Consider the following 12,627-nt stretch of genomic DNA (forward strand, 5'->3'; position numbering starts at 1 on the left):
TGCGTACGGGTTGATCTCCTACGAAATCGCTTCGTACATCGCTTTTAACTGTTTGCCAATTTGCTCAAGTGAAAATTGGTCTGCCACGATGGTTGGTGCTCGTTTAGCACGATCTGAAAGCCACTTAGGATCGTCAAGCGCGGTAGTCAGGGCGGAGCTAATCGCGGGTGTCTCGCGAGGCACGACCTTGCCGAGGTCGTTTGCAGTTACGAAGGCATCTAGCTGGACCGCGTCTGATATGACCACGGGCAGACCGGCAGCCAGCGCTTCCAGGACAGCTACCCCAAAGTTTTCCTGGTGAGAGGGCAGGACGAAGAGCCAACTCGTTTTGAGAAGGCGAGCCTTGTCCTCTCCGGTCACGAACCCCGGGAACGATACGCTGTGCTCAATTCCGAGGTCTCTGACCCTGGCATGTAGCATGTCGACGTATTCGTCCTCTCCGGATCCCGCGATAATCAATTCTGCTCGTGGGTGCTCTTGCGAAACGTTTTGCCACGCTTCGAGCAGGCCCAGGACGTTTTTCTTCGGGTGGAGACGTGACATGAACAGCACTGTCGGGTGCTTGGTCTTGTCATCTTGATCTATTTCTTCGATGTCCCCACGCCAAGGAGGTGGAATGACGTGAGATCGCCCAGTCATAGAAAGATTATGTCGCTTTGCCTCTTCCCGCTCGGCTTCGGTTGTGAAATGAATGGTGTTGGCCTGCAGGAGGGCGGGACGATCCAGTAGACGGAAGTATAGATTCTTGAGTTTCGAACGCCTTGAGAACGTGTATTTGGATAAGGTTCCAAACGGCCGCATGACGAGCGGCATGTCACGTGCAGCTGCGATTCGCGCCGATATGCTACTGATCGGGTTGAATAACCCGTGCACATGCACGGCATCGAAGCGGTGGCCATTTATGACAAGCCACGTCCATAGTCCTGGTGCGACCACCCATGCGTGGCGCCCCAGCGAAGTGAATTCGTGTAGGGTGGCGGATGGAGGGAGAGCATTGACAAGCCACTCGCGATCTTCGTTGCCCACACCGGGCGCAGCGATGTGGGCCGTGATTCCCTGCGTCGACGCGGCCGAGACATAGCCGATCAGAGATTCGGTGGGTCCGCCAAATGCCCGCGAGACATTGGGCATCACGTGGAGAACAGTCATGAGGGGACGTGCGAATCCATAAGCAGGTCAGTGAGGTGGGCGGTCACGCGCTGCCGGTATCGTTCCCAGGAGTAGGGTTGTGCATCCCGTCGGGCCTTCGGGGCCATGGAGGCGACATCGTCGCGATGATGAATGCACCAGGTCATTCGGTCAACCCAGGCGTCTGTGTCTTCGGCCGGAAGGATCCATCCGGACTCGTTCTCCGATATTGCCTGTTTTGCTCCTGTCTGCTCACTCACCATGGCCGGACAACCCGTGGCGAGGGCCTCGACGACGACCATCCCGAAGGAGTCGTGCCGGGAAGGCAGGACGAGAGCATCTGCCCGTTGAAATCTTTGGGCCAGTTCCTCATGCGTCAGGCGCCCTAATCGTTCGAGAGATGGGGCCTGATTCCACGGGATGTTCGGGTCTTCGCCTCCAGCAACCCATATCTGGTGGTTAATTCCCTGCTGGTCGAGCCGCCGGGAGGCTTCGATCAACGTATCGATCCCTTTGCGGAGCCCGGCATGCCCTGCAAAGATGAACGTGAAGGGATCATGGGAATGCTTTTCTTGGGCTCCCTCCGTGGAGTGTGAGAATCGCTCAAGATCGCAGCCTACAGGGATGGCGGCGACCCGGACTGGATCAAAGCCGGCGTCGATATAACTTTGTCGGGCAAGCTCGGATACGGTGAGGACGTAATCAGCCTGCTCGATTTCGGCGTCCTTGTGCTCGGTGATGCGCCTGTGTACCGCATCCGACTCCGGATAGTCGTAGTGGCGGTCCTGCCACGCATGGTGAAAGCTGGCCGCGTCCAGAATGGTCGCCATATCTTGACGGTGAGCTGCCCGAAACGTATGCAGGGCAGCATTCTCATAGCATATAACGGCACCAACGTCGTTCAGGCTGCTCACGCGGTTAGCACACCACCGGTCGAACCAACGCATGCTGCGGTGCATCCAGTCGACGGTGTGTGCGTGCGGAAGAAGCTTTGCAACTCGCCGAACGACGGGGGCGACGACGTTGTGTCGAACGGCTTCATCCGGTAGCGGAAGCAGAGAATGCTTCTCCAGAAGGCGGCTCAACGGTTGCAGCCAGGACCGGGGTGTGAGCGGACGTGCCGGTACACCGGTCCAGTACCCGGCCAGTTGATTCTCGTTGTGCAACGCGAGAGCCAACTGGTGCGAATGCTGACGGTTTGGGTGTGTGACGAGGAAAGGCACCTACTATCTAGCCGGTTTTTGAGGACGGTGATGCCGGAGGTAGACTTCTTGTTTGCTCCAGAGCCATACCGCAATCCCAGCGCAAAGCCAGTAAATGGCTCCATTTATATGGTTGAAGACAATCATTCCGGATACGACGGGTAGAAGGACGACGCTGAATGTCAACACCGCCAGTAACGTATGCCAGGCATTGTTCGCACGCTTGAGGGCCTGCCATGCAAGCCAGGCGAGGATCACTTTCAGAAACAGGTAAAGGAGTCCGCCCACAATGCCTAATTCGACAATCACGCGGCCAAATTCTCCTTCATAGTATACACCCGGAATATCGATGCGTCCGCCCGGGGCCAGCGCTCCGGCTCCTTGATGGGTCGCCCCCGTTCCGTAGCCGAAGAGCCCGCCTACGGACAATTTTTTAGCCGGGTCGGTCAGCATCGACGTAATGCGCGTATCACGGTCGCTGGCTGTTGTTGCTCGCTCCTCCAGATTGATCCATCCCTCGGATGCCCATGTACTCTGCCCAATTGCGTAGCCTGCAAGGAGGACTAAAATGCTCAAGCCCACCACGGCTGCCCTTCCCCGCCGATCTTTGAATAGAGCGTACAGGACAAAAGGGAGAGGAACGAGCGCGCCGAGGACCACACTTCTTGAGCCATTCATCGGAGCCACAACAATAGCAAGTCCGAGTACAGCCACTCCAACCCATTTATACCAGCGATGCTTGTGGAGAAGTCCTGCCAGCGTGGTAGCAAGACCGAAAAACAGGCTGAAGGTAAGAAAAGCCCCCATCCCTCCTACGTAGCTGAAGGTTCCGGTGATGCGGGGACGGCCAGCTACAGCGGCGAGTTCTTGGTCGTCCCGTACATACTGATTGATCCAGGCGTCGAGGGGCTGATTGTACTGGTACATCCCGAGTAGCAGTACGGGGACGATGATGCACAATGCAATTGCGATGATCCACCGCTCGGGTCGTCGAACATGCTCCATGGCTACGGGCATGAGCACGAGAAGCAATGAGTACAGCAGGTAACTGCGAACGCCTACCGCACTCCCGATGACGGTCGGAAAGTTGAAGTTGAACGCCTGTGCAATCACGACAATAGCGAAGAGCCCCCAGACGGAGGGAAGAACCGTACGCTTGATCGGAGTCGGCAGTCGAAAGTCGCTCCACGTCCCGAATAACACAACGGCTCCAATCAGTGCTACATCTTTAGCTACATATAGAGGCGTCGAGAGTCCGGGTAGCCACCATTTGCGGAGCGCACCCTGGAGAATGATTAAGACGGAAAACAGCCCAAGCATCCACATCCATCCCGGCACGGATCGGAATCCCGTACGTGTATACGATCGATGTTGCCTCGATCGATTATATGTAGCGCGGGACTCCGGCATCCTGATGGGTTATCGTCGGATGGCATTCATGCCACGGGCAAAGAAGAGGTGACGAATGTATGCCCGGCGGGAGGGGTTGATCCTCCTACCAAAGGCGTACGCACCGCAAGCGATACGCCAGGTGCACGAAGGCACCAGGATTTGCGGATAACTACATTTTTCTACGGAAGGGGCAGCTTCTACTCCCTGTCTAGTCCGGGGCGAACGTAGCAGAAAGTACAGAGAGGCGTCTGCACGGTTTTATCTCTACCCGCATACAGCTTGCGAAAACACATCTAGATATTGATCGGCAATCGTGTCGATATGAAAGTGCCGGAGGTGTTCCTGGCGATGCGAAAGAAGCTGACTTCGATTCGCCGCGGCGTGGTGAATGGCTTCCGCGAATGTGCCCGAATCATTCGGAGAAACCAGAACGCCGCAGGGGCCGACAGCTTCCGGAAGACCACCAGTATCTGCGGCGACAATAGCACACCCTGCTGCGATGCCTTCGAGTGCAACAATACCGAATGGCTCGTATCGGGATGGGATGAGTTGAATCGCTGCGGCCTGAGCGAGAGGTGCGAGATCTTGATGATCAACCCAGCCGTGGAAGGTTACGCGATCTGCGATTTTCAGCCGGTGAGCGAGTTCCTCCAGAGCATCGCGCTCCGGACCTTCGCCACATATGTCGAGAATGTACCGCTCGTCGAGTTCGGCTATAGCACGCAAAGCGATATCAGCCCCTTTTACGGACACCAGCCGTCCAACAAATAATAGGCGATGGGATTCGACATCCTGACCCGAGTCTGAGAAGCTGGGTTCGAATGGGTTGTGAATGACGCTGGTTTGGTCGCGGGGGAGGTCGTTAGCTACTGCTTCGCTGACCGCGATATTCTCGGAAAATCGTGAAGCAACTCGCTTCATTCCGTTTCGAACACCAATCGTCGAACCCTTCAGTGGAAGCATATTATGGTGAATGACCACCATAGGGGTTTGTGTTATCCATCCGAGCGGTAGGGTTTTCAGGGAGATGCCACTCTGAACGTATACGTCAGCATTGGATAGCAGGCGCAACCGCGTTGACAAAGAGGGAAGACGATACACCTCGCACGCTCTCACCTCCTCGGCGGAACCGATCGGGGTTTGCGTCGCAATCTGCACATCGTGTCCACGGCGCACCCAGGCTTCGGCAAGCTGACGAGCAACGGTTTCCATGCCGCCAACGGAGGGGTGGAAGACACGGCTTTCCAGCAGTATGTTCACATCATCTAAGTCCAGTGAGAGAAATCGAGGTCTGTTATCTTTTCAAGACGCTTAATATGAGGGGTGTACACCTCGCTGAGGTGCGATTGAACAGAATCCGAGATGGTGGGGCGCTCCTGGGTAGAGGTGAGGGCGCGTACGCGCGACCGCAATGTATCAGTAAAGACAGGAAATCTGGATTCTACCTTGTCCTTAACAGGGCGCCAGAGAGCGCGTGCAACCCTGTACAGTCCTCGCTTCTCGATGTAGCGAGTTTGGTTGTATTGCGGATACTCATCAACCGTCTTATCGGGATCAACACGAATAAAGCGTGCCACGTCTTTTAAGACGGACTGAGTAGATTTCCGTAGATCTCGACTGAGCAAAATGAGAATCTGCTCTCGATCGAACCGCTCCGTGAATCGTTTGAGCTGCTCATCATAGAAGCCCATTTCAATAATGTCACGCTCGGCCGTCGTTTGAGGTTCGTGCACTACCTCTTCAAAGGTGCGGTGGGGTTCTATGAGTCCGCAGCGGAGGTCATAGTAATACTGGGAAAACGCCCTTGAAACGGGATCTCGAAGAACGAAGATGAGCCGGGCATTTGGCAGTGTATCGTGAATACGTCGTGCTGCACGTGGGGCATACATATTCCAGACGGATGCCTCGCCCACAGCTGTCTCTCCATCATAGTGCTCGTAATGAGCAGAAAGCCACTCAATCCCTTTCTCGTAGTGGTCACGAAAATAGTTCGTTTCCTTCGGGTGGCTGATAATTACGTCCGGGTGCTCGCGAAGATAATTCGCTAAGGCCGTCGTTCCCGCTTTCTTGGCACCGCAGATGAGAAATGTCGGACGTATGGTCTTCATCAGCGTGCAACGGATTGAATGATTTGAAGGAACGTACGGGCAGCGACCTGCGAAGAGGCCTGTTCTTCATACCAGAATCGAGCGTTATTCGCTACTCGTGCCGCTTCATTCCGTGGAATACGTTTTCTGTTTTCTTTCAGCCGGATGAAGTGCTCATCTTCTTGTATCACGGCCGTTGGCTTTGCTTCCGACAGCACCAGAGGCAGAACGCCATGAGCGATGTAGCTGCTCCAGATGCCCGACTTGGTGAGATAATCCGCGGGATACGAGAGAAGTCCGGCGCGTGCCTGTTTGAACAGAGATCCGATTTCGTCTACGGTAGCAATGCCACGTTCCTGAACTGCGATATCTCCTATTTGGTCAGGGGCTGCACCGGGCGGACCGATATCAATGACGAGCTTCACCCCCAGGGACTGTAACTGCAGGACGCGAGCTTTGTCGAGGTGTTTGTAGAGCCTCTCTTTCTTGTTTCGTCCACCGAACACGACTGCATACGAACTCCGCGCTCCCCAATCTGGTACGGAGTCCGGTTCACCCACGTTGGAAAATACGGGTTGAACGTGTACAGGTATTTCAGACCGGGTGTGTCGGCGAAGCCAGGTTGCAGAGCCGAACCGGTTCGTGATGACAGCTTGACTGACTTGGGCCAAACGGGCGGCGATGTATCGTTGGATAGGGGAAAGCCAAAAGGCGCTCGTCCAGGGCGGTCCCGAAGCGTACAACTCATGAAACATCGTAACGATAGGAATCCCTGTCTGAGAGGCAGCACTCAACCCTTTCAATAGCCAGTACGGGGCGCCGCGTTTTGCATATCCATACCCAGAGTACTCGAGCAAGAGCAGATTAGGCCCCGCTGTGGTTTGCGAACTCTTCCATATACTTTTCTCCAGCTGTGAAGAGCTCTTACATCCAGCAATGTCGATTACATGAAACTCTGTTTCCGGCGCTGATTCGTTATACGTTCCGGCTCGGATGAGCACGGGAACGACAACGCCACGCGATTTTGCTACCAGCCGTTTTGAAAGAAGAGTTGTATAGTCTGCAATTCCGCCTACGGTCGGGGGTAATTCGGGCGCGATATGGATTAGCCGCAAGGATGTCATCAGTTACTTGGCAGCAAGTCTATCGCATTTGATATGTTTGAACGAACATCTTTTTGAATACGACTGTTTTTGTCTCTTGATACGGTAAAGCCCTCCTTGTTTATGTTGACGTGGCTTCCGCTCGAGATCTGCTGGTACGTTGCACACACATCCTCGGGGATGTCGAGATCTTGTTGGAGGTAATCGCACTTCGGAGCGTAGCTGATCGATATTAATGGAGTTCGAGTTCGTAAGGCAAAGACATGCGCATGATAACGGGAGGCAATGAAGCGCTTGGTCTTCGCAACCGCCCCGAGTACTTTGCTCACTCGATACTGATACGGAAGCATCTGTACCGGAAGGCCTTCGAAAACAAAATTAGCATACTGACTATCCGAATGCGTAAAGGGAATATGCTGAACCTCCCACCCCTTGCGAATGTGAGACTCCACGAGGTCGCGAACTATATTTATGTACGTAGGGCCAAAATTCGAGTCCTCGGAAGGGACAAAATAGGAATCATCTATGCGTTTCATGTTACGGCTAACCACGTTGACGCCGAGCACTGGAGTAGGTCGAGTTGGTTTTTCTTGAGCAGGATTCGTCGGGAGCGCAAAAGCATTGTCAAACGCGAAATGAACATTTTGGAAACCGGCGTTCTTCAGGTACTTCATGTCCTTCCTGTTTCGGCATGAGATGTATTTGCACGCACGCAGGAAGTCCATGCTTTCGGTAGACAGGTCGTCCGAAGACCAAAATGACATACCGAGAAGAGCCACGCGCTCAGGGTAATCCCCAAATTTTTCAGCGAGCAGTTGGATTCTTTTCTCTCGCCCGAGTGCTCCACCCGCTACGATCGTTCCCGTCTTGCCAAAGGGCCATCTTCTTAAACCAAGAGCCCCCTCGCCAAGCAGTTGAAGTCCGGGCCGAAAACCCATCTCGCGGGCGACTCCCGCTATGGAGCGACTTAAAGCCATATCCCCGACATTCTCGCGGTGTACGGAGCCTACAACTGCGATATCAGGAGGGCGAACATGCTGGGACAAAAGGTCTCTAAGAACCGGAAATTTCCGAATGTAGTAGGAGATCACGCGGATTCCAATTTAGTAGTATATGCCGCTAATGTCTCTTCTGCAATTTGGTCCCATTTGAACCTCTGTGCTCGACTTAGAGCTTCTTGTTTGAGACGGGATAGAGTCTGCCGGTCATGCAGCAAGCGTGTTGCAGAATCAGCTAGCCCCTTCCAGTCGCCGCGCTCGCTGAGCCATTCACCCGGTAGCATTTCGGGAGGGCCGGGGCTGTGATAGGCAAACACCGGAAGCCCTGCGGCCAACATTTCGAGGACACCAAAAGGGAAACCCTCATACCGTGAAGGGAAGATACCAAGGGTACTACCCAAAAGCAGCTCCGGAAGGGTATCTGGGTCGTATCTGGGAACCACTTCGACGCGACTCTGGACTCGTGGGGCAAAGTGAGATAGCACCTCGCGCTCGCTTACAAACAGTCCTCGGGTTCCGAGCAAGCGCATCTTCACTTCAGGATGTTCGGATAATACTTGATCGACGATTCGAGGGATATCAGTCGCGCCACCTTTCCGAAAATCAAATGTACCCACGAAGGTGATAGTGGGGGTGCCTGTCGAATTGCCAGCCACTCTAACTAGTTGGTTCCGTCGTTCATCTGTTAAGCCGAAGGGAAGTTTAGTAATGTTGGACTTAGAGATCCCCTCTCGCACAAGCGCGTCAACATCGTGCTGATTGCTGACAATGATAAGGTCAGCGGCACGTAATTCTATATTTACACGTCTTACTCGATCTTGTCGAGCCTTTTGACTGAGTTCGTAGCGTACGGCGGTCCCGACATGCTTTTTCAGAACGGAAATATAGTCTTTTAACACGAGTCGGGAGTCGTCGAAGTCCCCTGCAATATGTCGCATGACGTTACGAAAGATGTTCGTAAGTCCTCTCCATACTGGCCATCTGATGTCTCGGGCATGGTGGGCTAGTAGTACCGATCGACTCACTAATATGACGTCAGAAGCGAAATCAGAACGCGGGTACGGCAAATGCGAATGCTCGTACTCAATCACGTCGAACTCATGTGCATGAGCGTTGATGTAGTCTTTTAGACACTTCTGGTAGTAGGGCGCTTGCTGCTTTTTGGGTATTCTACCGATATCTGGGGCGACATCGTCTTTGCCGACCACGGTACACTGACAACCAGCTTTTTCCAGCGCTCCTGAAAGCTCTACATAAACCTTTGGCTTCCCAAGTTCGGACGTAATCGATTCGGGGACACAAAATAAAACGCGCAAAACAGTATTCAGTCCAGTATAGAGTAGTATATATCTTCGACCCGGTCAATCACGCGGTCCCAATCATAGACTTCCTCCGCAATTTTCCGGTTGTAGGCCCCCATTCTCTCTCGTTTCTCTTCCGACCCGAGGAGGTCAAGTAGAGCCTCGGAGAGGGCCTCGGTGTTCCTGGGTGGAACTTGATGTCCGCCCTCGTCGGGGACGAGATGTTGCAGGCCCCCGGCTTTGGTCGCTACGACCGGCTTGCCCGTTGCCATGGCTTCCAGTGCACTAAGCCCGAACGGCTCTCCGTGGGACGGCATACAGAAGATGTCACATTCGCGGATTCTGTCCGGGACATCGTCGCGTTCAATGTGTCCGAGAAGCTTGATTCTGTCGGAATAAGGCATTGAAGCGACTTTCTTCTTCACCTCCCTTTCGGCCGGCCCGCTACCGGCGATGTGTATCACGGAGGACGGTTCTTGCCTCAATACTTCAGGAAGGGCATCAAGCAACGTGAAAATTCCTTTCTCTTCGTGCAGTCGTGCCAGGAATAAAATGACCTCTCCGGTTTGGCTTTTGCTGTCTTCCGTAAATCGGCCCACATCAATGCCGTAAGGGATGATCTTTGTTCGAGCCCGGAAAGACCGTGGACTGTGCAGGCGGCTGCGTGCCGCCTCCGTGGATAATAACAGGGCATCCGCCCGCCGTTGTTGGATACGGTCTGCCGCTTTCATTATTGCGCCGGCTCCACGTTCGAGGAGTGAAGACGGTTGTTTTGTCGGTTGAGAGGGCCAGCTGGGTACGTAAAGCCCGAGTACCAGAGGTACGTCATCGCGCGACAGCAGTGCACTCAGGCCCGGTCGAACCGGATTGAGCTGGTGGATAACGTCTACCTTGGAATCACGGGCGACGCGTCGGTATACGTTACGAACGCGGAGTGCATATTCCACGTGCCGGAGACTATCTGCGGGCGTTTGTTTCTTGATGTCGTGGAAGGTCACCGACGGAGGTAGAGGGCCCCGAATGTTGGTCCCTTGTACGCATACGTGCAGACGATGACCACGATGAGCCAGCCGGGTAATGAATTCGAATGCTGCTAATCCATCCCCGTGAGGGTCGCAGTCCGTGAGATGGTACGACGGATGCGAAACGAAAATTGAAAGTGATCCTCTAGTCACTCGACTGCTGTCTAAGCTCAAATCTTATTCTCTTGAATACTGCGGTACATCGACATATAATCCTCTTTGAGAACTTGCCAGTCGAACATCTGCCTCGCTCTCTGCTGATTGACCTGTGAGGTGTCTCGCTGTAAAGATGGGTCGTTCGCAAACACTTTGATTCTGTCGGCGAGGGCAGATGGCTGGTCCATCTCTACGAGTCCAGGGTTGTCCTCGCCGAGAATCCAATTTGTATTTCCGGTGGGATGAGCAAGAACGGGACGTTGTGATGCCATTGCCTCAATGTATACGCGGCCAAATCCTTCATGAAGACTGGAGAGCACGAAGAGATCAGCTGCACGATAGACGGCGGGCATCCGGTCATAGCTGAACGTGTCAAAGCGAAAGCCATCTGCACATAATTTCTCTTCGGCGAGTTGCTCGACGACTCGGGTCTCAGGCCCCTCTTTCTGTCCTACCATCCACAAAAAGTACTCCGATTCATCCAGGCGGGCAACCTCTTCCACCAACCAGTCCATTCGTTTGTGGTGGGTGTTGATAGCGCCTACTGATAGAAGAATCGTTCGGTCCTTCGGAAGATCGAATTGCTCTCGCAACTCTGGGGAAGGTGCAACGCGCTCAGCATCGAAGATGGATGTATCTAGGCCATAGGGGACCAAAAATAATCGCTCCTTCGGGTATCCTGCTTCAAGCGCCTGCCGCCGTTGCATTGGGGTAAGCACCTGAACGTAGTCGAATCGCATGTAATGCTCGGGTGCAACCGGTCCCCCATTCGAAAACAGAAGGGTGAAGTCGCCGCCGAACTGCTGTCGCAGTTTGTATAGTAAACGAGCAGGGACACTCTCACTGAAGTGAATAATCGGCCTTTCTTGCTGATAGGCGGCCTTGATAAGTGGGAGGCTGAAGGCCAGGTTCTCGATTAGATATCGGCGCCCGAGCGGTACCTCATACGGCAGTAGATTATACACCGATGCATTTCGGCGCGGTGCCCGCACGACTCGACTTCCGTCTACAATGTCATCGCCCTGCCCCTGAAAGAGCGTAACAGCAAGCTCAGGCGCTTCATGGACGGCCTCGTACAACTCGCGCGTGAAGGTTTCCAGTCCCCGGTTGATGTATCCGAGACCGGGGGAGTAGAGGATGAGATCCACTGTTTTCATTTATATACACCAGACTTAAAATTCATGAGACCAGACTTAAGACCTGTCGATTAAGCTATCACTCATTCCAACCATACCTACAGCGGCCTCCACATTCCTGATCTCGGTTGGACTCATCTCGCTTTTCCAGCCCCAGATTCTATCTTTGGCTTTTTCGTTCGAAGACCGATTTGACGTATGGCTCTCTCGACTGAGGGTCCCTGACTCAATCTGCACCCCGGTATTCATGTGTGAGAACACATCATTCAAATAATCGGCACCTTCCAGGCATAGGCGTTCATAGCTTACAAGCGCTATGTCACTTTCTTCTTTGTGTTGATCGACGTACCACTCTGTAAGCGCCCAGTATCCAGCAACACGAGCCGCATACCCCATTTCGTCAATCTTGTTTATTTCGTCTCCCCACCTCTGAAAAATGTCTCGTCGCCCATCATTTGGACTCAGAAGAAGGTCATGCAATGCAGAGTCTTCCATCCAGTCCGTCCATGCTTGCCGTTTGTAGCTTGCGACAACGGCTCTTGGATCACGACGAACATGCAAGATCGAAGGGTTGAACTCATCAACGATGAGAGGTAAAATCAGCGCTCCCCTAACTAATTTTACTACCACCTGCCGACATAGCGCCTCTTGAATCCGATAATTGAGGCGAGCCATCCGGCTGTCTGTTTCTTCACCTCTCTTTTTGCTTTCACGCACCATTCGGACAAAGTGACTGGGAAGCGCACCAACCAGCATATTCTCGAGGTGGAGGCGCAAACCGGGAAACTCGTCCAGAATGTTAGCACAATACGGCATTACGCCGTCTGGTTTCACCCTTTTGCTGAATGTCGATGCCGGATAACGCTTCTGAAATGCTTGCTCATAGGATCCGATGTGAGGAAGAAGCGGCTCGAAGAGTGATTTCGCACCCAAAGAGTTAGCAACAGACTGCAACAACCATGTCGTTCCACTCCGCCAAAACCCGCTGATTACAATCGCATCATTAGGGTTGAGGGTTGCCCCGATGGCTGCATCAACAAGCCATTCGGGATATCGAAGCAACGCTGCTAACGGTTCTTCTCTTAGTATGTAGTTCACACTT

At 53.6% G+C, this 12,627-nt stretch carries 11 protein-coding genes and 1 pseudogene; all 12 read right to left on the reverse strand.

What is annotated here, in order from left to right:
• Positions 1-18: 18 nt before the first annotated feature.
• The 12 genes and pseudogenes from CRI94_RS13970 to CRI94_RS14020 all read right to left on the reverse strand — a co-directional run bounded on the left by CRI94_RS13970 (position 19) and on the right by CRI94_RS14020 (position 12,623).
• Entirely contained in the window at positions 19-1,149 is a 1,131-nt protein-coding gene (locus CRI94_RS13970) for a glycosyltransferase (RefSeq protein WP_098076989.1), read from the reverse strand.
• Positions 1,146-2,351 (reverse strand): glycosyltransferase family 4 protein, encoded by a 1,206-nt coding sequence (locus tag CRI94_RS13975; protein WP_143815414.1) that lies wholly within the window; start codon positions 2,349-2,351, stop codon positions 1,146-1,148. Before CRI94_RS13975 ends, CRI94_RS13970 begins: the two co-directional genes overlap by 4 nt.
• A 3-nt stretch (positions 2,352-2,354) precedes the next feature.
• Positions 2,355-3,668: an O-antigen ligase family protein gene (locus CRI94_RS13980; RefSeq protein ID WP_143815415.1), complete on the reverse strand. Its 1,314-nt coding sequence runs from the start codon at positions 3,666-3,668 to the stop codon at positions 2,355-2,357.
• A gap of 318 nt (positions 3,669-3,986) precedes the next feature.
• Positions 3,987-4,982 (reverse strand): glycosyltransferase family 4 protein, encoded by a 996-nt coding sequence (locus tag CRI94_RS13985; protein ID WP_098076997.1) that lies wholly within the window; start codon positions 4,980-4,982, stop codon positions 3,987-3,989.
• A gap of 5 nt (positions 4,983-4,987) precedes the next feature.
• Positions 4,988-5,830, reverse strand: a complete 843-nt coding sequence (locus CRI94_RS13990; RefSeq protein WP_098077000.1) for a sulfotransferase domain-containing protein — start codon at positions 5,828-5,830, stop codon at positions 4,988-4,990.
• Positions 5,830-6,933: a glycosyltransferase family protein gene (locus tag CRI94_RS17530; protein WP_143815416.1), complete on the reverse strand. Its 1,104-nt coding sequence runs from the start codon at positions 6,931-6,933 to the stop codon at positions 5,830-5,832. Before CRI94_RS17530 ends, CRI94_RS13990 begins: the two co-directional genes overlap by 1 nt.
• Entirely contained in the window at positions 6,933-8,003 is a 1,071-nt protein-coding gene (locus tag CRI94_RS14000) for a polysaccharide pyruvyl transferase family protein (protein ID WP_143815417.1), read from the reverse strand. Before CRI94_RS14000 ends, CRI94_RS17530 begins: the two co-directional genes overlap by 1 nt.
• Positions 8,000-8,809 carry a glycosyltransferase family 4 protein gene (locus CRI94_RS14005; protein WP_179862320.1) on the reverse strand — a complete coding sequence of 270 codons (810 nt, stop codon included), beginning with the start codon at positions 8,807-8,809 and terminating at the stop codon, positions 8,000-8,002. Before CRI94_RS14005 ends, CRI94_RS14000 begins: the two co-directional genes overlap by 4 nt.
• 425 nt (positions 8,810-9,234) lie before the next feature.
• Positions 9,235-9,810, reverse strand: coding sequence for a glycosyltransferase family 4 protein (locus CRI94_RS17940; RefSeq protein ID WP_245846202.1), 576 nt, complete (start codon positions 9,808-9,810; stop codon positions 9,235-9,237).
• Positions 9,811-9,816: 6 nt separating this feature from the next.
• Positions 9,817-10,386, reverse strand: a pseudogene (locus CRI94_RS18170) (glycosyltransferase family 4 protein); the annotation flags it as partial.
• A 17-nt stretch (positions 10,387-10,403) separates the two neighbouring features.
• Positions 10,404-11,546 (reverse strand): glycosyltransferase family 4 protein, encoded by a 1,143-nt coding sequence (locus CRI94_RS14015; protein WP_098077015.1) that lies wholly within the window; start codon positions 11,544-11,546, stop codon positions 10,404-10,406.
• Between the two features lie 36 nt (positions 11,547-11,582).
• Positions 11,583-12,623, reverse strand: coding sequence for a sulfotransferase domain-containing protein (locus CRI94_RS14020; RefSeq protein ID WP_179862322.1), 1,041 nt, complete (start codon positions 12,621-12,623; stop codon positions 11,583-11,585).
• Between the last annotated feature and the right edge of the window lie 4 nt (positions 12,624-12,627).

Origin of the sequence: Longibacter salinarum (genome assembly GCF_002554795.1) — a bacterium.
GTDB classification, from domain to species: domain Bacteria; phylum Bacteroidota; class Rhodothermia; order Rhodothermales; family Salinibacteraceae; genus Longibacter; species Longibacter salinarum.

Bases quoted from the DNA above. Each gene is read 5' to 3' on its own strand.
- CRI94_RS13990 (WP_098077000.1), bottom strand. From the start codon at position 5,830: ATGAAGACCATACGTCCGACATTTCTCATCTGCGGTGCCAAGAAAGCG.
- CRI94_RS13970 (WP_098076989.1), bottom strand. From the start codon at position 1,149: ATGACTGTTCTCCACGTGATGCCCAATGTCTCGCGGGCATTTGGCGGA.
- CRI94_RS14015 (WP_098077015.1), bottom strand. From the start codon at position 11,546: ATGAAAACAGTGGATCTCATCCTCTACTCCCCCGGTCTCGGATACATC.
- CRI94_RS17530 (WP_143815416.1), bottom strand. From the start codon at position 6,933: ATGACATCCTTGCGGCTAATCCATATCGCGCCCGAATTACCCCCGACC.